17 protein-coding genes, 2 tRNA genes and 3 rRNA genes are annotated in these 21,876 nt (G+C 57.4%); 19 read left to right on the top strand and 3 right to left on the bottom strand.

Translation table 11 applies throughout. The features are described from left to right. The first annotated feature begins 37 nt into the window (after window positions 1–37). The 19 genes from ilvC (at window position 38) to J2887_RS16890 (ending at window position 18,665) form a co-directional block, all read left to right on the top strand. Window positions 38–1,054 carry a ketol-acid reductoisomerase gene (gene ilvC, locus J2887_RS16980; RefSeq protein ID WP_227172271.1) on the top strand — a complete coding sequence of 339 codons (1,017 nt, stop codon included), beginning with the start codon at window positions 38–40 and terminating at the stop codon, window positions 1,052–1,054. A 194-nt stretch (window positions 1,055–1,248) separates the two neighbouring features. Further along, window positions 1,249–2,034, top strand: a complete 786-nt coding sequence (pssA, locus tag J2887_RS16975) for a CDP-diacylglycerol--serine O-phosphatidyltransferase (RefSeq protein WP_227176159.1) — start codon at window positions 1,249–1,251, stop codon at window positions 2,032–2,034. Between the two features lie 549 nt (window positions 2,035–2,583). Then, window positions 2,584–4,123, top strand: a 16S ribosomal RNA gene (locus J2887_RS16970). 250 nt (window positions 4,124–4,373) lie between these two features. Continuing rightward, window positions 4,374–4,450, top strand: a tRNA-Ile gene (locus J2887_RS16965). 133 nt (window positions 4,451–4,583) lie between these two features. Beyond that, window positions 4,584–4,659: transfer RNA gene (locus J2887_RS16960), tRNA-Ala, on the top strand. 296 nt (window positions 4,660–4,955) lie between these two features. Next, window positions 4,956–7,845: ribosomal RNA gene (locus tag J2887_RS16955) — 23S ribosomal RNA — on the top strand. 77 nt (window positions 7,846–7,922) lie between these two features. Next, window positions 7,923–8,038, top strand: a 5S ribosomal RNA gene (rrf, locus tag J2887_RS16950). The 16S, 23S and 5S rRNA genes sit together here with 2 tRNA genes alongside, the layout of an rRNA operon. Window positions 8,039–8,219: 181 nt before the next feature. Then, window positions 8,220–9,770 carry a 2-isopropylmalate synthase gene (locus J2887_RS16945; RefSeq protein WP_227172270.1) on the top strand — a complete coding sequence of 517 codons (1,551 nt, stop codon included), beginning with the start codon at window positions 8,220–8,222 and terminating at the stop codon, window positions 9,768–9,770. 38 nt (window positions 9,771–9,808) lie between these two features. Further along, window positions 9,809–10,633: a hypothetical protein gene (locus J2887_RS16940; RefSeq protein ID WP_227172269.1), complete on the top strand. Its 825-nt coding sequence runs from the start codon at window positions 9,809–9,811 to the stop codon at window positions 10,631–10,633. Between the two features lie 53 nt (window positions 10,634–10,686). Beyond that, window positions 10,687–11,118 (top strand): ribosomal protein S18-alanine N-acetyltransferase, encoded by a 432-nt coding sequence (rimI, locus tag J2887_RS16935; RefSeq protein ID WP_227172268.1) that lies wholly within the window; start codon window positions 10,687–10,689, stop codon window positions 11,116–11,118. A gap of 102 nt (window positions 11,119–11,220) precedes the next feature. Beyond that, the gene (gene prfC / locus J2887_RS16930; RefSeq protein ID WP_227172267.1) at window positions 11,221–12,801 is read left to right on the top strand and encodes a peptide chain release factor 3; all 1,581 of its coding nucleotides are present in this window, start codon (window positions 11,221–11,223) and stop codon (window positions 12,799–12,801) included. 12 nt (window positions 12,802–12,813) lie between these two features. Next, window positions 12,814–13,578: a TatD family hydrolase gene (locus J2887_RS16925; RefSeq protein WP_227172266.1), complete on the top strand. Its 765-nt coding sequence runs from the start codon at window positions 12,814–12,816 to the stop codon at window positions 13,576–13,578. A 215-nt stretch (window positions 13,579–13,793) separates the two neighbouring features. After that, window positions 13,794–14,222, top strand: coding sequence for a 50S ribosomal protein L13 (rplM, locus tag J2887_RS16920; protein ID WP_227172265.1), 429 nt, complete (start codon window positions 13,794–13,796; stop codon window positions 14,220–14,222). Window positions 14,223–14,234: 12 nt separating this feature from the next. Then, the gene (rpsI, locus tag J2887_RS16915; RefSeq protein ID WP_227172264.1) at window positions 14,235–14,627 is read left to right on the top strand and encodes a 30S ribosomal protein S9; all 393 of its coding nucleotides are present in this window, start codon (window positions 14,235–14,237) and stop codon (window positions 14,625–14,627) included. 244 nt (window positions 14,628–14,871) lie between these two features. After that, window positions 14,872–15,468 carry a ubiquinol-cytochrome c reductase iron-sulfur subunit gene (gene petA, locus J2887_RS16910; protein ID WP_227172263.1) on the top strand — a complete coding sequence of 199 codons (597 nt, stop codon included), beginning with the start codon at window positions 14,872–14,874 and terminating at the stop codon, window positions 15,466–15,468. Next, window positions 15,468–16,700: a cytochrome b gene (locus J2887_RS16905; protein WP_228752820.1), complete on the top strand. Its 1,233-nt coding sequence runs from the start codon at window positions 15,468–15,470 to the stop codon at window positions 16,698–16,700. The genes petA and J2887_RS16905 overlap by 1 nt, the downstream gene beginning before the upstream one ends. Continuing rightward, entirely contained in the window at window positions 16,700–17,455 is a 756-nt protein-coding gene (locus J2887_RS16900) for a cytochrome c1 (RefSeq protein ID WP_227172261.1), read from the top strand. The genes J2887_RS16905 and J2887_RS16900 overlap by 1 nt, the downstream gene beginning before the upstream one ends. Window positions 17,456–17,562: 107 nt before the next feature. Further along, window positions 17,563–18,192: a stringent starvation protein SspA gene (gene sspA, locus J2887_RS16895; protein WP_227172260.1), complete on the top strand. Its 630-nt coding sequence runs from the start codon at window positions 17,563–17,565 to the stop codon at window positions 18,190–18,192. Window positions 18,193–18,248: 56 nt separating this feature from the next. Continuing rightward, window positions 18,249–18,665: a ClpXP protease specificity-enhancing factor gene (locus tag J2887_RS16890; RefSeq protein ID WP_227176158.1), complete on the top strand. Its 417-nt coding sequence runs from the start codon at window positions 18,249–18,251 to the stop codon at window positions 18,663–18,665. Window positions 18,666–18,770: 105 nt separating this feature from the next. On the opposite strand, the gene J2887_RS16885 is transcribed toward J2887_RS16890, so the two are convergent. From J2887_RS16885 to J2887_RS16875, 3 genes are all read right to left on the bottom strand, one after another. Beyond that, complete coding sequence (locus J2887_RS16885) at window positions 18,771–19,361, bottom strand: SIS domain-containing protein (protein WP_227172259.1); 591 nt, start codon at window positions 19,359–19,361, stop codon at window positions 18,771–18,773. Beyond that, on the bottom strand, window positions 19,358–19,726 hold the full coding sequence (locus J2887_RS16880) for a YraN family protein (RefSeq protein ID WP_227172258.1): 369 nt from the start codon (window positions 19,724–19,726) through the stop codon (window positions 19,358–19,360). The genes J2887_RS16885 and J2887_RS16880 overlap by 4 nt, the downstream gene beginning before the upstream one ends. Window positions 19,727–19,811: 85 nt before the next feature. After that, window positions 19,812–21,686 carry a penicillin-binding protein activator gene (locus J2887_RS16875; RefSeq protein WP_227172257.1) on the bottom strand — a complete coding sequence of 625 codons (1,875 nt, stop codon included), beginning with the start codon at window positions 21,684–21,686 and terminating at the stop codon, window positions 19,812–19,814. Window positions 21,687–21,876: the final 190 nt, after the last annotated feature.

Here is a 21,876-nt window from a genome sequence, read left to right as displayed (position 1 = left end):
CCAGGGCCCAGGGCCCAATAAAAAATAGAGGTTTGTCATGCAGGTTTACTACGATAAAGATTGTGATCTCTCCATCATCCAGGGCAAGAAAGTAGCCGTGATCGGCTATGGCTCCCAGGGTCACGCCCATGCCTGTAACCTGAAAGATTCCGGTGTCGACGTGACCGTTGGCCTGCGTCCGGGCTCTTCCTCCATTGCCAAGGCCGAGGCTCATGGCCTGAAAGTCACCGACGTTCCGGCGGCCGTTGCTGCGGCGGACGTGGTAATGGTTCTGACGCCGGACGAGTTCCAGGCGCAGCTGTACAAGTCCGACATCGAACCCAATCTGAAGCAGGGCGCCACTCTGGCCTTTGCCCACGGCTTTGCCATCCACTACAACCAGATCGTACCGCGCAAGGATCTGGACGTTATCATGGTGGCGCCGAAGGCACCGGGTCACACGGTTCGCACCGAGTTCGCCAAGGGCGGCGGTATTCCGGACCTGATTGCCATCTTCCAGGACGCTTCCGGCAACGCCAAGAACCTGGCACTGTCCTACGCCAGCGGTGTGGGCGGTGGTCGTACCGGTATCATTGAAACCACCTTCAAGGATGAGACCGAAACGGACCTGTTCGGTGAGCAGGCGGTTCTGTGTGGTGGTGCCGTTGAGCTGGTCAAGGCAGGCTTCGAAACCCTGACCGAAGCCGGTTATGCCCCGGAAATGGCTTACTTTGAGTGTCTGCACGAGCTCAAGCTGATCGTTGACCTGATGTACGAAGGCGGTATCGCCAACATGAACTACTCCATCTCCAACAATGCGGAGTATGGTGAGTACGTAACAGGCCCGGAGGTCATCAACGACGAATCCCGCGAAGCCATGCGCAACGCGCTCAAGCGTATCCAGAGTGGTGAGTACGCCAAGATGTTCATCTCCGAAGGCGCTCACAACTACCCGTCCATGACCGCGGCCCGTCGTAACAACGCGGCGCACCCGATCGAGCAGGTTGGTGAGAAGCTGCGTGCGATGATGCCTTGGATTTCCGCGAACAAGATCGTGGACAAGGAAAAGAACTAAGCCATCCGGCAGTTCTGAGAAAAACGCGGCCCTGGTGGCCGCGTTTTTCGTTGTGGAGTAACAATCTGTGGTATTGCTGACGGACTGAGCCAGTGGCCTGGCTGCTATAATGCCTGCACACATTTTCAGGGTAGATTGGAATGACAACCAAGAAAGACGCATCAACCGAATCAGTGACGGACACCGAGAACAGCATGAAGGAGTCTGATTGTCTTCATGAAGACGGCGAAGTGGTTGAGGAAGAACTAGTTGAAGGGGCGCCGGTCCGCCGCAAAGGCATCTACCTGCTTCCCAATGCGTTGACCACCGCTTCACTGTTCTCCGGGTTCTACGCCATCGTATCGGCCGCTAACGGCGTGTTCGATAACGCAGCCATTGCCATTTTCGTCTCGATGATTCTGGATGGCCTGGATGGTCGGGTGGCGCGGATGACCAACACCCAGAGCAAGTTCGGCGAAGAGTACGACAGCCTGGCGGACATGGTTGCCTTCGGTGTGGCGCCGGGACTGGTTGCGTTCTTCTGGTCTCTGAAAGACCTGGATCAGTTCGGTTGGGCCGTCACTTTTATCTACGTTGCCGGCGCAGCTCTGCGTCTGGCCCGTTTCAACACCCAGATCGGCTCGGTGGACAAAAAGTTCTTTGTTGGGTTGCCTAGCCCGTCGGCCGCTGCGTGTGTGGCTGGGCTGGTGTGGTGTTTCCACGCGTTTGAGCCGGCCAACTGGCTCACCGCGTTAACGATTGTGGTCGTTGGTGGCAGCGGCGTGCTGATGGTTAGCAACGTGCTTTACCGTAGCTTCAAGGATCTGGACCTTCGTGGTCGGGTGCCGTTCGCAGCGATCCTGCTGGTGGTGCTGATGTTTGTCGTGGTGGCCCTGGACCCGGGCACAGTCCTGTTTACAGGTTTCCTGATTTACGCACTGTCTGGCCCGATTCGGGCGTTGGTAAGAAAAGGGCGCCGTTCCGCACCAAAGCCGGAATAAGTAGGCGGGCTGCGGGTCGCCGGCAGTGCAAACTACACTCGCTGGCGGCCGGTGACGGCCTGCTCAACAAGGTTTTTGAGATTTCTTCAAAAACCTTGTTGACGGCCACCGAGAAGTCTGTAGAATGCGCATCTCTTTCGAGGGGCAAGCCGGTCAGGCGGGCTCGGAATCGAAAGGCAACTGTTTGGTTTTGTTGAAGTTTTCGGCTTTGAGAGATCTTCAAATAAGCGGTTGACAAGGTGGTTCAACGCTGTAAAATGCGCGCCACCTTGATGAGGTAGCCGGGAGGTTTCGGCGGTTTCGAAAAGCTTCGAAAGCCACTGAAAATAAACGGTTGACAAGCTCGCGGTTCGCTGTAGAATACGCGGCCTTGATCGGGCAACGGCCCAACGCTCTTTAAAAAGTTAACTAAGTAATTCGTGTGGGCGCTGGCTGAGGTATTTCGGATACGAAATATCGAGACAGTGACCTGTCAAAACTCTCTTTGAGAGTGATGAATTTGAGTTTTGTCTTGAGCAAAAATTAGATGCTTCGGCATCTGCTTGATTTAAACTGAAGAGTTTGATCATGGCTCAGATTGAACGCTGGCGGCAGGCTTAACACATGCAAGTCGAGCGGTAACAGGGGTAGCTTGCTACCCGCTGACGAGCGGCGGACGGGTGAGTAATGCTTAGGAATCTGCCTAGTAGTGGGGGATAGCCCGGGGAAACCCGGATTAATACCGCATACGTCCTACGGGAGAAAGCAGGGGATCTTCGGACCTTGCGCTATTAGATGAGCCTAAGTCGGATTAGCTAGTTGGTGGGGTAAGAGCCTACCAAGGCGACGATCCGTAGCTGGTCTGAGAGGATGATCAGCCACATCGGGACTGAGACACGGCCCGAACTCCTACGGGAGGCAGCAGTGGGGAATATTGGACAATGGGGGCAACCCTGATCCAGCCATGCCGCGTGTGTGAAGAAGGCTTTCGGGTTGTAAAGCACTTTCAGTGAGGAGGAAAAGTTGGTCGCTAATATCGGCCAGCCTTGACGTTACTCGCAGAAGAAGCACCGGCTAACTCCGTGCCAGCAGCCGCGGTAATACGGAGGGTGCAAGCGTTAATCGGAATTACTGGGCGTAAAGCGCGCGTAGGTGGTTTGTTAAGCGAGATGTGAAAGCCCCGGGCTTAACCTGGGAACGGCATTTCGAACTGGCAAGCTAGAGTGTGGTAGAGGGTAGTGGAATTTCCTGTGTAGCGGTGAAATGCGTAGATATAGGAAGGAACACCAGTGGCGAAGGCGGCTACCTGGACCAACACTGACACTGAGGTGCGAAAGCGTGGGGAGCAAACAGGATTAGATACCCTGGTAGTCCACGCCGTAAACGATGTCTACTAGCCGTTGGGACTCTTGAAGTCTTAGTGGCGCAGCTAACGCACTAAGTAGACCGCCTGGGGAGTACGGCCGCAAGGTTAAAACTCAAATGAATTGACGGGGGCCCGCACAAGCGGTGGAGCATGTGGTTTAATTCGACGCAACGCGAAGAACCTTACCTGGCCTTGACATCCTGCGAACTTTCTAGAGATAGATTGGTGCCTTCGGGAACGCAGTGACAGGTGCTGCATGGCCGTCGTCAGCTCGTGTCGTGAGATGTTGGGTTAAGTCCCGTAACGAGCGCAACCCCTATCCCTAGTTGCTAGCAGTTCGGCTGAGAACTCTAGGGAGACTGCCGGTGACAAACCGGAGGAAGGTGGGGATGACGTCAGGTCATCATGGCCCTTACGGCCAGGGCTACACACGTGCTACAATGGTGCGTACAGAGGGCTGCAAACCCGCGAGGGGGAGCTAATCTCACAAAACGCATCGTAGTCCGGATCGGAGTCTGCAACTCGACTCCGTGAAGTCGGAATCGCTAGTAATCGCGAATCAGAATGTCGCGGTGAATACGTTCCCGGGCCTTGTACACACCGCCCGTCACACCATGGGAGTGGATTGCACCAGAAGTGGTTAGTCTAACCTTCGGGAGGACGATCACCACGGTGTGGTTCATGACTGGGGTGAAGTCGTAACAAGGTAGCCGTAGGGGAACCTGCGGCTGGATCACCTCCTTAAACGAAACCGAAGCCTCGGTCAGAGTCCACACGAATTACTTGGTTAACTTGCGAAGAGAGCAATAGGGTCTTTCAGACCCGTTCCCTGTGATCGCTTGCTGAAAAGTAAGTGGGAAGCAGAGAATTAGCGCTAAAGGTTGTGACAGCTGACAAGGCGCAGGCTGAGAGAGTGAGGGAGCGTACTGAAGTACGTGACCGAGCGAACGAAGACTGCAACGCAGCTCAGGTGGCACAAGATTTAGTGATAATTGGGTCTGTAGCTCAGGTGGTTAGAGCGCACCCCTGATAAGGGTGAGGTCGGTGGTTCAAGTCCACCCAGACCCACCAAAATCGCTCAGCTCGTCGTTGCTTCAAAGCTCACGTGCTACTCGCACGCTACGCTTTAAAGCGCCTAGATCTGAACGATTTTCCGAGTGCGGCGTCAGCATTATCGAAGTCCGCTTGGTGTGTGGTTCGATATGGGGCTATAGCTCAGCTGGGAGAGCGCCTGCCTTGCACGCAGGAGGTCGGCAGTTCGATCCTGCCTAGCTCCACCATAACCTACTGACTTGTGTCAGTGTGCAGAAACAAGTGTTTCACTTTGATGAAATCCTTCTTTCTGATCACTGGGTCAGAATTGCTCTTTAACAATTCGGATGAGAAAGCAATATCGAGACGTATTGATCCAATTTATCTCCAGGATCAATACGCTCAAAGTGATAGCGATTTCAAGCGTTATCCGGTGTTGTCGTTGAAGTGGTTGTTCTATCGCTTCAAGGAAACTGTCTCGTTCTGTCCTCTGCTGGTCCGCCAACAGATCGATAGCACGAACACAGTTGTCTTGGGGTTATATAGTCAAGCAACTAAGCGCATACGGTGGATGCCTTGGCAGTCAGAGGCGATGAAAGACGTGGAAGCCTGCGATAAGGTTCGGGGAGCTGGCAAACGAGCTGTGATCCGGACATCTCTGAATGGGGAAACCCACCGACTTTCGGGTCGGTATCTTACACTGAATCCATAGGTGTAAGAGGCGAACCGGGGGAACTGAAACATCTAAGTACCCCGAGGAAAAGAAATCAACCGAGATTCCCTAAGTAGCGGCGAGCGAACGGGGACCAGCCCTTAAGCTGGACGACTGGTAGGAGAAGGCCCTGGAAAGAGCCGCCATAGTGGGTGATAGCCCCGTATCCGAAACCTGAGTTCAGTGAAATCGAGTAGGACGGGACACGTGATATCCTGTCTGAACATGGGGGGACCATCCTCCAAGGCTAAATACTCCTGACTGACCGATAGTGAACCAGTACCGTGAGGGAAAGGCGAAAAGAACCCCTGTGAGGGGAGTGAAATAGACCCTGAAACCGTATGCGTACAAGCAGTCGGAGCAGACTTGTTCTGTGACGGCGTACCTTTTGTATAATGGGTCAGCGACTTAATTTCAGTAGCAAGGTTAACCGTCTAGGGGAGCCGTAGGGAAACCGAGTCTTAATAGGGCGTATAGTTGCTGGGATTAGACCCGAAACCGGGCGATCTATCCATGAGCAGGTTGAAGGTGCCGTAACAGGCACTGGAGGACCGAACCCACTGTCGTTGAAAAGCCAGGGGATGACTTGTGGATCGGAGTGAAAGGCTAATCAAGCCCGGAGATAGCTGGTTCTCCCCGAAAGCTATTTAGGTAGCGCCTCGGACGAATACCACTGGGGGTAGAGCACTGTTTGGGCTAGGGGGTCATCCCGACTTACCAACCCCATGCAAACTCCGAATACCAGTGAGTACTATCCGGGAGACACACGGCGGGTGCTAACGTCCGTCGTGAAGAGGGAAACAACCCAGACCGCCAGCTAAGGTCCCCAAGTACCAGTTAAGTGGGAAACGATGTGGGAAGGCTCAGACAGCTAGGAGGTTGGCTTAGAAGCAGCCACCCTTTAAAGAAAGCGTAATAGCTCACTAGTCGAGTCGGCCTGCGCGGAAGATGTAACGGGGCTCAAACTGGTCACCGAAGCTGCGGCTGCATACTTTGTATGCGGGGTAGGGGAGCGTTCTGTAAGCCTGCGAAGGTGTGTTGAGAAGCATGCTGGAGGTATCAGAAGTGCGAATGCTGACATGAGTAACGACAATGGGGGTGAAAAACCCCCACGCCGGAAGACCAAGGGTTCCTGCGCAACGCTAATCGGCGCAGGGTGAGTCGGCCCCTAAGGCGAGACCGAAAGGTGTAGTCGATGGGAAACGGGTTAATATTCCCGTACCTTGGATCACTGCGATGGAGAGACGGAGAAGGCTAGGTGAGCCGGGCGACGGTTGTCCCGGTTTAAGCAAGTAGGAAGAGGACTTAGGCAAATCCGGGTCCTCAATTCCGAGATGCGACGACGAGTTCCCTAGGGAATGAAGTCATTGATGCCATGCTTCCAGGAAAATCTTCTAAGCTTCAGGTGATTCGAGACCGTACCCCAAACCGACACAGGTGGTCAGGTAGAGAATACCAAGGCGCTTGAGAGAACTCGGGTAAAGGAACTAGGCAAAATGGTGCCGTAACTTCGGGAGAAGGCACGCTGGTTGTATGTGAAACCCCTGCGGGTGGAGCAGAAGCCAGTCGAAGATACCAGGCCCCTGCGACTGTTTATTAAAAACACAGCACTCTGCAAACACGAAAGTGGACGTATAGGGTGTGACGCCTGCCCGGTGCCGGAAGGTTAATTGATGGGGTTAGCACTCGTGCGAAGCTCTTGATCGAAGCCCCGGTAAACGGCGGCCGTAACTATAACGGTCCTAAGGTAGCGAAATTCCTTGTCGGGTAAGTTCCGACCTGCACGAATGGCGTAACGATGGGGGCGCTGTCTCTACCCGAGACTCAGTGAAATTGAAATCGCCGTGAAGATGCGGTGTATCCGCGGCTAGACGGAAAGACCCCGTGAACCTTTACTATAGCTTCACAGTGAACTTTGAGCATGCTTGTGTAGGATAGCTGGGAGGCTTTGAAACCAGGACGCCAGTTCTGGTGGAGCCAACCTTGAAATACCAGCCTGGCATGTTTGAGGTTCTAACTTGGTCCCCTTATCGGGGATGAGGACACTGTGTGGTGGGTAGTTTGACTGGGGCGGTCTCCTCCCAAAGCGTAACGGAGGAGCACAAAGGTGGGCTAAGCATGGTCGGACATCATGCGGTTAGTGTAATGGCACAAGCCCGCTTAACTGCGAGACAGACACGTCGAGCAGGTGCGAAAGCAGGTCATAGTGATCCGGTGGTTCTGTATGGAAGGGCCATCGCTCAACGGATAAAAGGTACTCCGGGGATAACAGGCTGATACCGCCCAAGAGTTCACATCGACGGCGGTGTTTGGCACCTCGATGTCGGCTCATCACATCCTGGGGCTGAAGCCGGTCCCAAGGGTATGGCTGTTCGCCATTTAAAGTGGTACGCGAGCTGGGTTTAGAACGTCGTGAGACAGTTCGGTCCCTATCTGCCGTGGACGTTGGAGATTTGAGGAAAGCTGCTCCTAGTACGAGAGGACCGGAGTGGACGAACCTCTGGTGTTCGGGTTGTTTCGCCAGAAGCATTGCCCGGTAGCTATGTTCGGACAGGATAACCGCTGAAAGCATCTAAGCGGGAAGCCCCTTCCAAGATGAGATCTCCCCGAGGCCTCGAGCCTCCTAAAGAGCCGTTCAAGACCAGGACGTTGATAGGCTGGATGTGTAAGCGCTGCGAGGCGTTGAGCTAACCAGTACTAATTGCTCGTGCGGCTTGACTATATAACACCCAAGACAATTGCGGATAACCTGAAATCAATATCTCGCTTTCTCATCCTTCCCAGTGATCAACCTTTTTGTCTGACGACCATAGCGGTCTGGAACCACCTGATCCCATCCCGAACTCAGAAGTGAAACAGACCTGCGCCGATGGTAGTGTGGCACTTGCCCATGCGAGAGTAGGTCATCGTCAGGCTCTTAATACCGAAAACCCCAGCATCTTCGATGTTGGGGTTTTTTATTGCCTGCGAAAAATCCATCGACTGCGGAAACTGTTCCGAAGAACAGTCTCCCGCTTTACCGTTGACCCTGTCGACAGGCCATTCGATGGTATACTGGCCCGAAAAACACAGTCAGACAGCCTGATGGAGAGCACCATGTCCGCCAACGATCACTTGGTCATCTTTGATACCACCCTCAGGGATGGGGAACAGAGCCCCGGCGCCACCATGACCAAAGCCGAGAAGCTGCGGATCGCCAAGATCCTAGAAAAGCTTCGCGTGGACGTGATCGAGGCCGGTTTCGCCATCGCCAGTCAGGGAGATTTCGAAGCAGTCAAGGCGATCGCCGAGTCGATCAAGGAGTCGACAGTCTGCAGCCTGTCCCGGGCTCTGGATAAAGACATAGACCGGGCTGCAGAGGCCATCCAGCCAGCGGCTCGTGGTCGCATTCATACCTTCATCGCTACCTCTCCAATCCACATGAAGCACAAGCTGCAGATGGAGCCGGATCAGGTCATTGAGCAGGCGGTTCGAGCTGTCCGTCGCGCCAGAGGGCACGTTGGTGACGTGGAGTTTTCCTGTGAGGATGCCGGCCGTTCCGAACTGGATTTCCTGTGCCGCATCATCGAGGCGGCCATCGATGCCGGTGCGACAACCATCAACATCCCGGACACTGTTGGCTATGCCATACCGGAACAGTTTGGTCACACCATCGGCCAGCTTATGAACCGCATCCCCAACGCCGACAAGGCGATCTTCTCCGTGCATTGTCACAACGACCTGGGCCTGGCCGTTGCCAACTCCCTGGCAGCGGTGAGTAAGGGGGCCAGGCAGGTGGAATGCACCATCAATGGTCTCGGTGAACGGGCTGGTAACGCCTCCCTGGAAGAAATTGTCATGGCGGTTCGCACCCGGCAGGACCTGTTCCATATTGATACTCAGGTAGATGCCAGCCACATTGTGCCGGCCTCCCGTCTGGTATCCACCATTACCGGGTTCCCGGTCCAGCCCAACAAGGCGATCGTTGGCGCCAACGCTTTTGCCCATGAGTCCGGTATCCACCAGGATGGCGTGCTCAAGCATCGCGAGACCTATGAGATCATGCGGGCCGAGGATGTGGGTTGGCACACCAACAGCCTGGTGCTGGGCAAGCACTCCGGTCGCAACGCTTTCCGTACCCGCCTGCAGGAGCTGGGTATCCAGTTCGAGACTGAATCGGAACTTAACGAAGCCTTTACCCGCTTCAAAGCCCTGGCGGATCTCAAGCACGAGATCTTCGACGAAGATTTACAGGCCATCGCCAGCGACACCCGACAGGCGGATGAGGAAGGCCGTTTCTCTCTGGTGTGCATGAAGGTGTGCTCCGAAACCGGGGTGGTTCCCCGTGCTGAACTGACACTGAAGGTGGATGGCAAGGAGCATACGGTGGAGGCCGACGGCAGTGGCCCTGTCGATGCCACTTTTCAGGCCATCGAGTCACTGGTGGACTCTGGCTGCAACCTGCAGCTGTACTCGGTGAACAACATCACCAGCGGTACCGACGCCCAGGGTGAGGTGACCGTACGGCTGGAGCGGGGCGGTCGAATCGTTAATGGCGTGGGCTCGGATACCGATATCATCATCGCATCGGCCAAGGCCTACATCGAAGCCCTTAACCTGATCAGCCGGGGAGGTACCCGGCAGCACCCCCAGGTTGCCGATGTGTGACTATACAGCTATGAGTCAGTACGACGAGATGGGGCGCTATGGTAGCTAGTTCAACTCCGGCGATGTCTGAGGCCGTTCGGCAGTTCTACCTGCAACAGTCCGGTATTCAGCTCTGGTATGCCCGCCGTCCTTTGCCCGGTGCGGCGGCGAGTCCGGCGTATGACTTCAGCGAGCCGGAACCCGAGACGTCCATCGAATCGGAGGAGGTGCCTCCGCTACCGGCATCGGGCAAGGCAGCAGGACGACTTGCCGCCTTGCAGGGGATGGTCTCCGGCAAACCGGAGGAATCGGCAGTATCAGAGCAGCCCAAGGCGGAACCGTCGAAGTCGGTTGCCCGCAATCCCGTACCTCCGGCCGAGGCACCACAACCGGCGGCGCCTGTCGTCACGGCAGAACCGGAGACGCCGGCAAACGACGCCAGAACTGCGGCCCTCGATGCGGTTAAGGCCAATTGGGGTATCTGGGTTGGTTCGGGGGCGGTACTGGTTAGCGAACTGTCGAGCGAAGCCAGCTCCCAGCTCCAGGAAGCGCTGGCCAGCAATATCCTCAAAGCGCTGCAGATGTCGGTGGAGGATCAGTTCCGTATCCAGTGGCCGGTGTTCCGCAACCCTCAGGTTCCAGGCGGCGACAGTGCCGGCCTGGAGCGCGTGTTGGCAAGTCAGCAGGATCGCCTCAAAGGAAGGCCGGTTATCCTGTTGGGTGTCGCCGGCGAGCTTGCCGGGTCGGTGCGGCAGGACTACGTGTCCCGAGTCTGGAAGAGCGTCGCCGTCGACTGTGAGCACAGCCTGGCCACGCTGGCCACCGATCCCAACGCCAAGCGGTCGCTCTGGCAGGCGTTAAAAGCGCAGGTGCTGGCGAGTTGACGTCTGCTGGCTGCTATCGCCAAACTCTCGCCACCGGCCTTTCCGTGAGGCCCATGGTGGAGTCGGATCTGGCGGAGATCATGGTCATCGAGCTGGGGGCATATTCCCACCCTTGGTCAGAGAAGGTCTTCCGCGACTGCTTCCAGCCCCATGACAGGCCCTGGGTGTTGATGGATGGTGATCAACTGGCCGGCTACGCCGTAGTGTCCAACCAGTATGACGAAGCCCATCTACTCAACCTGTGCGTTCGCCGAGAGCTTCATGGACGAGGGGCCGGACGGATGCTGCTCCGATATTTGATTGCAGAAGCGGCAAGGGACGGCATGGCGGCGGTGTTGCTGGAAGTGCGTAAAAGCAACGAGCCGGCGTTGGGGCTGTATCTGGCCGAAGGCTTCGAGGACATTGGCGTGCGTCCGAACTATTACCCCGCTGCCGAGGGCCGGGAAGATGCCCGGGTCCTGCGGTTGCCGTTGACGACATCCTGAAGTCGCGTCAAACGTCGCCAGAACCTATAATGGCACCACTTTTTCAGCCCCTTCAGGGGTGCGGCAAACCCTCTCACTTATCCGATCCAGGTTATTCTATTTATGTCTACCGTTGCCCAGGAAGTCGCTAACAGACGGACTTTCGCCATCATCTCCCACCCGGACGCCGGTAAAACCACCATCACCGAGAAGGTGCTGCTGTTCGGGCAGGCGTTGCAGAAAGCCGGTACGGTCAAGGGTAAGAAGTCTGGCCAGCACGCCAAGTCTGATTGGATGGAGATGGAGAAGGAGCGGGGCATCTCGGTCACCACATCGGTGATGCAGTTTCCCTACAGCGACCGTCTGGTCAACCTGCTGGACACCCCGGGGCACGAAGACTTCTCGGAAGACACCTACCGCACCCTGACGGCGGTTGACTCCTGCCTGATGGTGATCGACAGCGCCAAAGGGGTTGAGGACCGCACCATCAAACTGATGGAAGTCACCCGGCTGCGGGATACGCCGATCCTCACCTTCATGAACAAGCTGGACCGGGACACTCGTGATCCCATCGAGCTGATGGATGAGGTTGAGGACGTTCTCAAGATTGCCTGCTCGCCCATTACCTGGCCCATTGGCATGGGGAAGGGGTTCCGGGGTGTCTATCACCTGTTGCGGGATGAAGTCATTCTCTACCAGAGTGGCCAGGGTCATACCATTCAGGAAAAACGGGTCATCAGTGGGCTGGATAATCCCGAGCTGGACGACGAGCTTGGCGCTCAGGCCGCGGACCTGCGGGATGAAATTGAACTGGTGAAAGGCGCGTCTCACGAGTTCGATCTGGACGCGTTCCTGGCGGGGGAGCTGACGCCGGTGTTCTTCGGTACCGCCCTCGGCAACTTCGGTGTCGACCACATGCTGGATGGTCTGGTGGAGTGGGCCCCGACACCGCAACCCCGGGCTACCGACAAGCGTGAAGTGGAACCCACCGAAGACGGTTTCTCCGGCTTCGTTTTCAAGATTCAGGCCAACATGGACCCCCAGCACCGGGATCGAGTGGCCTTCCTGCGAATCGTGTCCGGGCGATACAGTCAAGGGATGAAGGCGCGGCATGTCCGCATCGGCAAGGACGTGCGGTTTTCCGATGCGTTGACGTTCATGGCCGGTGATCGCACCCACGCTGAAGAGGCGTTCGCGGGCGACATCATCGGCCTGCACAATCACGGCACGATCCAGCTGGGGGACACCTTCACCGCCGGCGACGACATGAAATTCACTGGCATCCCCAACTTTGCCCCGGAGCTGTTCCGTCGTATCCGTCTGAAAGACCCGCTCAAGGCCAAACAGCTGCAGAAGGGGCTGGTCCAGCTGTCGGAAGAGGGCGCCGTCCAGGTATTTCGGCCGATGAAGAACAATGACCTGATCGTAGGCGCGGTTGGTGTTCTGCAGTTCGATGTGGTGGTGGCGCGGCTGAAGAGCGAGTACAAGGTGGAAGCGGTCTACGAGCCCATCAACGTCGCGACTGCCCGTTGGGTAACCTGCGATGATCCCCGTACCCTGGACGAGTTCCAGCGCAAGGCCAACGATTTCCTGGCGCTCGATGGCGCTGACCAGCTGGCCTACATTGCGCCGACCATGGTGAACCTCCAGTTGGCCCAGGAGCGTCATCCCGACATTCGCTTTCATAAGACCCGGGAGCACTGATCGGAGCCGCCAATGCAGCTGGTTGACGCCCATTGCCACTTCGACTTTCCGTGCTTCGACGACGGTCGGGACGGCGTTCTGACCAGGGCTTCAGCCGGTGGCGTGAAGCGGCTGGTCATCCCCGGGGTGCGCCAGCCAGACTGGTCACGGGGGAGAGACTTGGCGGCTCAGGTCGAGGGCATTGATTACTGCCTTGGTATCCATCCCTGGTTTATTGCAGAGCATGGTCCGGAGTCGTTGGCGGAACTTGAGCTGGCGCTGCGAACCTGGTCGCCTGCGCCTGTTGCCCTTGGTGAGTGCGGTCTGGATCGGCTGAAAGGGGCGCTTGCCGAACAGTTGCCCTGGTTCGAGCAGCAGGTGGATTTGGCCCAGAACCTTGCTTTACCACTGGTGGTCCACTCGGTCCGTAGCCATGACGAAGTGGCCGCAGTGCTGGCGCGCAAGCGGGTGAATGTGCCTGTACTGGTGCACGGCTTTGCCGGCAGCTATCAGCAGGCCAGTCGCCTGGTGGCGTTGGGCTGTTATCTGGGGGTTGGCGGCGTGATCACCTATGATCGGGCGCGAAAGACCCGGGACGCCTTGGCCCGGGTGCCGGTTGAATCCCTGGTGTTGGAAACCGACGCTCCGGACATGCCGCCGGCCGGTATCCGACCGGGGAACAACTCTCCGGAGCAACTGCCATCGATTTTGTCAGCGCTGGCGGCTTTGCGACCAGAGTCCGAAGCCGAGCTCGCCGGGCAGATCTGGACGAACACCGCTAGACTGTACGGATGGTGATCAGGGATAACCGAAGGGGAGGATCTCAGGGTTGGCTTTAGTTGCGGGTTTGGGTATACTTCGCGCCCTGGCTTTTCAAGGCGATGACGTCATCTCAGCCCCGAATGGTGTCTCTGCCAACCAAACATATAGGTCAAAAGTCATCCTGATCCCTTGTTTCCCGGGATGTAAGGTTGGCTTTTAACGTTTATTTTATAGCGTTCAAGGCGGAATCAATGAAGACTCTGAGTGCGAAACCAGAAACAGTAAAGCGTGACTGGTACGTTGTAGACGCAGCCGGCAAGACGCTGGGTCGTCTGTCAACCGAGATCGCCCGTCGTCTGCGGGGCAAGCATAAGGCTGAGTATACCCCCCACGTCGACACTGGCGATTACATTATCGTGATCAATGCCAGCCAGGTGCGGGTATCCGGCAAAAAATCATCTGCCAAGATGTACTACAGTCATACCGGCTTCCCGGGTGGGATCAAGTCCATCAACTTCGAAAAGCTGGTCGACAAGGCGCCTGAGCAGGTAATTCAGCATTCCGTTAAGGGCATGCTGCCGAAAGGCCCTCTGGGTCGCGCCATGTTCCAGAAGCTGAAAATCTATGCCGGCGCTGAGCATCCTCACGCAGCCCAGCAGCCCAAAGAACTCGACATTTAACGGAAGGCGGATATGTCTGTAGCACAAAATTACGGTACTGGTCGCCGCAAGACATCTACGGCTCGGGTTTTCATCAAGCCGGGAAGCGGTAACATTTCCATCAATGGTCGCTCTATCGAAGAGTTTTTCGGCCGCGAGACCCTGCGGATGATCGTTCGTCAGCCGCTGGTTGTTGCCGAGTCCACTGATCGTTTCGATATCAACATCACTGTTAAGGGTGGTGGCATCAGCGGTCAGGCTGGCGCGATCCGTCACGGTCTGACTCGTGCCCTGATGGATTACGATGAGACTCTGCGTCCGGCGCTGCGCAGCGCGGGTTATGTTACCCGTGATGCTCGTGCGGTCGAGCGTAAGAAAGTTGGTCTGCGTAAGGCGCGTAAGCGTCCGCAATTCTCCAAGCGTTAATTCGCTGGCAGGCCTCTACTACAAAAAACCCGGCGCTTTCGCCGGGTTTTTTGTTTTAGATCAAGGAAACGTGAAAAGCGCTGGGAGCCGCGCCAGGCCTTGTCTTAGCTGCCTTTCCGACTTGTAAGGCCTGGTTAATTTCATTACCATTTGTGCGCTTATATTTTTGGGTCTTGAAGTCCTTTTCGAAGCGTATCTGTCTCCTGTGGACGGGTTGCGCCTCGCCTGATGGGAGAAAACCATAATGAGTAATGGCGACGTGAGCCAAGGCCGGCGCCGATTCCTGATCGGTGCGACGTCGGCGGTGGGTGCCGTGGGGGCCGGCTTTGCTGCTGTTCCGTTCGTAGCATCCTGGAATCCCAGTGCCAAAGCCGAAGCAGCCGGTGCTCCGGTTACCGTAAACATCGACAAGCTGGAACCCGGTCAGCAGATCACTGTGGAATGGCGAGGTAAGCCGGTATGGCTGATTCGTCGTACACAGGAAATGATCGATAACCTCGAGGTCATGAACGAGAGAGTGAAGGACCCCGATTCAGCAGAGGCTTCCCAGCAGCCTGCGTACATCAGTGGAGATACCCGCTCCTTGCGCCCGGATCTGGTGGTGCTGGTTGGTATCTGTACCCACCTTGGCTGCGTACCGTCCTATCGCCCGGAAGTCGCGCCAGCGGATCTGGGGGATGAGTGGCTTGGCGGCATGTTCTGCCCCTGTCATGGTTCCCGCTACGATCTCTCCGGTCGTGTGTACAAGAGCCAGCCGGCTCCATCGAACCTCGAGGTGCCGCCTTATCGTTATGACAACGATGCGACGGTGACCGTTGGACTTGATCCGGAGACCGCGTGATGCAAAAACTCATTCAGTGGATCGATGCTCGCCTGCCAATCGTAGAAGCCTACGAGAAGCACATGAGCAAGTATTACGCGCCGAAGAACTTCAACATGTGGTATTTCTTCGGCTCTCTCGCCATGCTGGTGCTTGTGAATCAGCTGGTGACGGGTATTTGGCTCACCATGAGCTACAACCCCTCCGCCGAAGGCGCCTTTGCCTCCGTTGAGTACATCATGCGTGACGTTGAGTGGGGCTGGCTGCTGCGCTACCTGCACTCCACCGGTGCCTCGGCCTTCTTCGTCGTGGTTTACCTGCACATGTTCCGCGGCATCATGTACGGCTCCTACCAGAAGCCTCGTGAGCTGATCTGGATCTTCGGGATGCTGATCTACCTGGTGCTGATGGCAGAAGCCTTCATGGGTTACCTGCTGCCTTGGGGTCAGATGTCCTACTGGGGTGCCCAGGTTATCGTAAACCTGTTCGGTGCCATCCCGGTGATTGGTGAAGATCTGTCTCTGTGGATTCGTGGTGACTACCTGATTTCCGGCATTACCCTTAACCGCTTCTTCGCCCTGCACGTAGTGGCTCTGCCTATCGTTCTGTTGGGTCTGGTGGTGCTCCACCTGCTGGCGCTGCATGAGGTTGGCTCCAACAACCCGGAAGGCGTGGATATCAAGAAGGTGAAGGATGAGAATGGCATTCCGAAAGACGGCATTCCGTTCCACCCTTACTACACCGTTCACGACCTGTTGGGCGTAGGTGTCTTCCTGTTCATCTTCTGTGCGGTGGTGTTCTTCTTCCCGGAAATGGGCGGTCTGTTCCTTGAGAAGCCGAACTTTGAGCCGGCCAACAGTCTGAAGACACCGGAACATATTGCGCCGGTGTGGTACTTCACCCCGTTCTACGCCATGCTGCGTGCGGTGACCGTTGACCTGTTTGGTCTGTCTGCCAAGTTCTGGGGTGTTGTGGTAATGGGTGCGGCAATTGCCATCCTGTTCGTGCTGCCCTGGCTGGATCGCAGCCCGGTTCGTTCCATCCGTTACAAAGGCATGCTGAGCAAGATTGCGCTGCTGATCTTCGTAGTCAGCTTCGTGATCCTGGGTTACCTGGGCATCGTGCCGGCGACGGAAGGGCGTACCAAGGCGGCGCAGATCCTGACCACGCTGTACTTCCTCTACTTTATTCTCATGCCGTTCTATACGCGCATGGAAAAAACCAAGCCAGTTCCAGAGAGGGTGTCAGGATAATGAGAAAGCTGATTGTTGGTCTTTTCATGATTCTCCTGCCGACCCTGGGGTTGGCAGCCGGTGTGGCGGTTCCGCTGGACAGCATGGAGCCGGATCATACCAACAAGGAGTCGCTGCAACGTGGTGCCGCAACGTTCGCCAACTACTGCATGGGGTGTCACTCCCTGGAGTACGCCCGTTACAAGCGGGTGGCGGATGATATCGGTGTACCGGTTGAACTCTACGAGGAAAATCTGATTTTCAACGGCGCCAAGGTTGGTGAGCTGATGAAAATCTCCATGAACAAGGACATGGCCGGTAGCTGGTTTGGTAACCCGCCGCCTGACCTGACGCTGGAATCCCGCCTGCGTGGAGAAGACTGGATCTACTCCTACCTGCGCGGCTTCTACAAGGACGAGAGCCGTCCCCTGGGCGTCAACAACGTGGTCTTTGACAACGTTGGTATGCCTCATGTCCTGGTGGATCTGCAGGGGCTGTGCGCCGTCAAGCCGGCCATCGGTCACAAGAGCAGCGTTGATCCGCTCAGTGGTAACATTCGCAATGCTGATGTGTGCACCGAATGGGCCCTGGAAGGCAGCATGACGTCAGCAGAGTTCGACCGCGCCATGTACGACCTGACCAACTTCCTGTCTTACATGGGAGACCCGGTTATGGTTGAGCGTGAGCGTCTGGGTATGTTTGCGCTGATCTTCATTGTCATCTTTACCCTGGTCGCCTGGTTGCTCAACCGCGAGTACTGGAAAGACGTGCACTGAGAAATCGGGTATAATTCGACCACCTGAAATCTCCAGCGGGCCGGGAAGGCTCGCTGGATTTCTGCGTTTCTGGATCCAATCCGTTTTTATATACGTGAGGTAGCTCTATGGGCGTTGTGACCAAGCGGTCATCAATGACGTTTTTCTCCGATCCGGCCAGTCATTACAGTCACCGGGTTCGCATCGTTTTGGCGGAAAAGGGTGTGACTGTCGATATCGTGGACGTTGATCCGGACAATCCTCCCGAGGAGCTGTCCGACACCAATCCCTACAACGCCCTGCCGACCCTGGTAGACCGTGATCTGGTGCTCTATGAGCCCAACATCATGATGGAATACCTGGATGAGCGTTTTCCTCATCCGCCGTTGCTCCCGGTATACCCGGTTGCTCGTGCCAACAGCCGGCTGATGATCCACCGTATCCAGAAGGACTGGTGTGGCCTGGTGGATCAGATCCTGGCCCAGCCAACCGGCAAGGCGGCGGATGCGGCCCGCAAGGAACTGCGTGAAAGCTTGCTGTCTACCGCGCCGCTGTTCAACGAGATGCCGTTCTTCCTGTCCGAAGAATTCACCATTGTTGATTGCTGCATCGCGCCGATTCTGTGGCGTCTGCCGGCATTGGGCATTGAGCTGAATGACAAGCAGGCGAAGCCGATCCAGAAGTACATGGAGCGGATCTTCAGCCGTGAGGCCTTCAAGGCCAGCCTGTCAGATCTGGAAGAAGACATTCGTAACTGATTGTCCGCCTGCGGGCAGGATAACGGGGGGAACGCGTGACCGAGAGCACGGTAAAGATGATGTCCAGCCGGCCTTACCTGGTAAGGGCGTTCAATGAGTGGATTCTGGACAACCAGTGTACGCCTTACATCGTCGTAGATGCGGGTGTCCAGGGCGTTCAGGTGCCTACCGAGCATGTGGCCAATGGCCAGATCGTTCTGAATATCAGTCCTGGCGCAGTGCGTGGCCTGGTGGTAGGGAACGCCGCGCTGGAGTTCAGTGCCCGCTTTGGCGGAGTGCCGATGCAGGTCTTTATTCCGTTGCAGGCGGTGATGGCGATCTACGCCAAGGAAAACGGTGAAGGCATGGTGTTCGGCAGTGAGCCGGGCACGCCTGATCCCGACGGTCCCCGGGAATCGTCGTCCAAGTCATCGTCTGGTTCCCAGCAGGGCGAGCGGCCCAGTGGTCGTCCCACCCTGAAAGTGGTGAAGTAGGTCCAGCGGTGCCTGCGATATTAGCGGCAGGGCTGCGGCCCTGACTGCGCCGACAAAAAAGCCAGCGCTCTTGGAGTCGCTGGCTTTTTTGTGTCTGTCTGATGCTCAGGCGCCAAACAGTTTATGGTCAATCAGGGCGCAGAGGGCGTTGATCACGACCAGCATCAATGGTGAGGCTTCGCTTGGTGCCAGGTTATGAAGGGTGATCTCGTGATCCTCCGGGTGCAGCAGCGAGGTGATGTCGGTTTTCTCCTTGGCGCTGAGCACAACCACCCGCATATCGCGGTCATGGGCAGCCTGGATGGCCTGGATCAGATTGGCTTTGTGACCATCATCCACGATGACCAGCAGCAGGTCGTGGGGCTTACCAACGGCGCGTACCTGGCGGGAAAACGTGTCATTGAAGCGGTTATCCCGACAGATGGCGGAATAGGTTGTGGCGTCTGCTCCCAGGTTGATCGCCGGTAGCGCTGGCCGGTCCTGATCAAACCGGTTCAACAGGGCGGTGCAGAAGTACTGCGCCAGAATGTTGGCATTGCCGTTGGCGCAGGCAATGACTTTGCCGTCGGCGAGCAACGTCTGCACCACGGCATCCGCCGACTGGCTGATGCCCTCGCCGGTAGCGCTGGCGGCCTGTGCGGTATGTTCCATATGGCTGGCGAACCAGCCGTTGATTAGGCTGAAATCATCACTCATGTGCTGCCCTGAATTGCATTTCTGATCCAATCGATTCGAAATCGGTTGTGGCCATCCGGCTCGATGGCGATCACATCGATACGGACATCGGCCTGCCATAGCTGGTTGCGGTGAAGATAGAACTCCACCGCACGGAGTAGCCGGCGCTGCTTGCCTGGGTCGATCGACTCGGCGGCATTGCCCAGGCTGGTTTTGCCGCGGTAGCGGACTTCAAAGAACACCAGAGTGCCCTGGTCGCGGCCAATCAGGTCGATCTCGCCGCCGCGGTTATAGACATTCCGCTCCTGGATGCGCACGCCCTGACGTTTCAGGTAGCGAAGCGCCAGCCGTTCGGCCCGGTCGCCGATCTGTTTTTTCTCGTTCATGCCGTCCCTGGCTGGTTATGCGCCTGATGTCCCCCCCTGGCGAAGTCGCAGAGCTTTCTGCGACGCCAGGGTGGAGCACCGGCGGTCAGTTTATCGGCTCTGCGTCCTGCTTCGCCTCGTTCTCTTCATGTTCTTCGTCTTCGCCGGCGTCTGTGGCCAGCACCGGTTGTCCCTGCTGGAACTGCGCCCACAGTTGCTGGCGGTGTACCCGCCCCTGGCGATCCATGGACAGCTGTCCGGTCTGGCCCGCCAGGGAGGCATCCGCCATCTGTTTCAGCAGCGGCAGGCGGTTGGTCAACTGGTAACTGTCTGCTCCCATGGCGAACAGTCGACCGAGCTGGCCGCCGAGGTTGCTGAATGCCGCCTGCGTGGCGTTGCGGAACGGGTTGTCCGGAGCCAGAACCCAGGGCAGATCGGTGAGCTGAATGGCGTTCAGGTCGCGGTCCCGGGAGGGATCGGGGTTGCCTTCATACACAATCGAAGGCGCATAGACCGGCAGGTCGCCAGCGTAGTAGAACGCAAACATGGGTTTGAACTGGCGGGCGATCATCGGTTGAGCGACCAGGACGATGGCTTCGGCGTCCTGACGGCGGCGTGGCTCGAACTCGATATTACGGCCGATGGTGCGTTCAACGTCGATGGCTCGCTCACGTGACACGGAGATGCCCAGCAGATTGGCGGTCAGCTCGCGCAGATTGTCGCTGTCGGCGTAATGCACCACGTCCAGCACCGCGCCTTCGTCTTCACTCAGGGCCTGTTGCAGTGCCTGCTCAAAACGGCTGCCCCAGTCACCCTGAGGCACCAGTACCAAGGCACGGCCAAGGCCATCCTGCTTAAGGCGGTCGGCGATCTGACGCGCCTCGTCTTCGGCGGCGAGCCCGAACTGGTAGAGGTCCTCGGGTGCCTGCAGGCTGTCAGGCAGGTAGTTCAATGCCAGGACCGGCACCGGGAACGGCGCCAGCTGGCTGAGTTCGGTGAGCAGTTCCTTGCGCAGGGGGCCGACAATCAGGTCTGGCTCGGCTTCCTTCAGTGCTGCCAGCAGGCCCTTTGCGTCCAGATCGTAAGTGTCGATCACCCGAATATCACTGTCGGCGTCACCCCGGTGCTCATCCAGATAGAAGGCTGAGAGAAAGCCGTCCCGAATGGCCTGGCCGGCATTGGCGTAGGTACCGGACAGCGGCAGCGCGAGGGCGATTCGCTCTGGTCGCTGTTGTGCCAGCGAGGCGATCAGGCGAAGTTCGTCTGGCAGGTTGGCAGCGGCCGGATGGCCGGTCCAGTTGTATTGCCAGTCCCGGATACGGCGACCCTGGCGGTCCAGGTTGATGTCGCCGTCGTCGCTGCGAAGCAGCGCGGCGAGCTCAAGCCAGCCCTGGGCGTTGTAGTTGCTGGCCTGCTGGCTGAGGTTGGCCAGGGTCTGGTCCGAGGTCTGTTTCAGGGCGCGCCAGATGCGGTTATGCCAGGGGATGGTGTTATCGACCAGCCCGCTGTCGACCAGTGCCATCAACGTTAGCGCGGCATCGGCGGGGCGGCCTAGCTGGCGATAAAGCGACGCCTGCAGTGACGCGGCGCGAACAGCCTCGTCTTCCGCATACTGGCTGAACGCATCCCGGGCGCGACTGACCACCAGTTGCCGGGCCCAGCCCTGGTCTGCAAGCGCTTCGGCGCTGACCATGGACAGCAGGTCGAGTTCCGGCTGCAGCGCTGGCAGTGGGGTGGCAAGCGCATCGCTGCGGAGTATCCGCCGGGCCGACCGGTGATCGCCCTGCTGCTGGAAGGCGCGGGCGCTGCGCAGCAGGTATTGCTGGGCAAGTTGTTGATCGCTTTCCTCGGCAGCCAGGCTGACCGCCTCAGCGGCCGAACTGGGGCTATGGGTTCGCAGGTTGATGGAGCTGCAACCTGCTACCAAGGCGGTGGCTAGCACGGTGGCTAGAATGGGCGATGTCAACTGGTGTCTTTTCATGTCCGGCTCGCGCAACTCCTGGCGTATCGCTTGTGACGCCACCCAAAGGGCGGCATCATGCAGTGTTCCATTATAGGGGAGTGGGTCGGGGCTCCCCGGGCGGGCACTTGGCCTGCCATGGGTGTTTTCCGGAGAGGTCCGTCTCCCAGGCGGCCAAGTTTATCAGGTCCCGGTTGATTTCACATGAGTT

Origin of the sequence: Marinobacter sp. CA1, from assembly GCF_020546665.1 — a bacterium.
GTDB classification, from domain to species: Bacteria; Pseudomonadota; Gammaproteobacteria; order Pseudomonadales; family Oleiphilaceae; genus Marinobacter; species Marinobacter xestospongiae.
This window is presented reverse-complemented; position numbering and strand designations above follow the sequence as displayed.

Excerpts from the sequence above, each read along its gene's own strand:
- ilvC (WP_227172271.1), top strand. The coding sequence starts at position 38 with ATGCAGGTTTACTACGATAAAGATTGTGATCTCTCCATCATCCAGGGC.
- pssA (WP_227176159.1), top strand. The coding sequence starts at position 1,249 with ATGAAGGAGTCTGATTGTCTTCATGAAGACGGCGAAGTGGTTGAGGAA.
- J2887_RS16945 (WP_227172270.1), top strand. The coding sequence starts at position 8,220 with ATGTCCGCCAACGATCACTTGGTCATCTTTGATACCACCCTCAGGGAT.
- J2887_RS16940 (WP_227172269.1), top strand. The coding sequence starts at position 9,809 with ATGGTAGCTAGTTCAACTCCGGCGATGTCTGAGGCCGTTCGGCAGTTC.
- rimI (WP_227172268.1), top strand. The coding sequence starts at position 10,687 with ATGGTGGAGTCGGATCTGGCGGAGATCATGGTCATCGAGCTGGGGGCA.
- prfC (WP_227172267.1), top strand. The coding sequence starts at position 11,221 with ATGTCTACCGTTGCCCAGGAAGTCGCTAACAGACGGACTTTCGCCATC.
- J2887_RS16925 (WP_227172266.1), top strand. The coding sequence starts at position 12,814 with ATGCAGCTGGTTGACGCCCATTGCCACTTCGACTTTCCGTGCTTCGAC.
- rplM (WP_227172265.1), top strand. The coding sequence starts at position 13,794 with ATGAAGACTCTGAGTGCGAAACCAGAAACAGTAAAGCGTGACTGGTAC.
- rpsI (WP_227172264.1), top strand. The coding sequence starts at position 14,235 with ATGTCTGTAGCACAAAATTACGGTACTGGTCGCCGCAAGACATCTACG.
- petA (WP_227172263.1), top strand. The coding sequence starts at position 14,872 with ATGAGTAATGGCGACGTGAGCCAAGGCCGGCGCCGATTCCTGATCGGT.
- J2887_RS16905 (WP_228752820.1), top strand. The coding sequence starts at position 15,468 with ATGCAAAAACTCATTCAGTGGATCGATGCTCGCCTGCCAATCGTAGAA.
- J2887_RS16900 (WP_227172261.1), top strand. The coding sequence starts at position 16,700 with ATGAGAAAGCTGATTGTTGGTCTTTTCATGATTCTCCTGCCGACCCTG.
- sspA (WP_227172260.1), top strand. The coding sequence starts at position 17,563 with ATGGGCGTTGTGACCAAGCGGTCATCAATGACGTTTTTCTCCGATCCG.
- J2887_RS16890 (WP_227176158.1), top strand. The coding sequence starts at position 18,249 with ATGATGTCCAGCCGGCCTTACCTGGTAAGGGCGTTCAATGAGTGGATT.
- J2887_RS16885 (WP_227172259.1), bottom strand. The coding sequence starts at position 19,361 with ATGAGTGATGATTTCAGCCTAATCAACGGCTGGTTCGCCAGCCATATG.
- J2887_RS16880 (WP_227172258.1), bottom strand. The coding sequence starts at position 19,726 with ATGAACGAGAAAAAACAGATCGGCGACCGGGCCGAACGGCTGGCGCTT.
- J2887_RS16875 (WP_227172257.1), bottom strand. The coding sequence starts at position 21,686 with ATGAAAAGACACCAGTTGACATCGCCCATTCTAGCCACCGTGCTAGCC.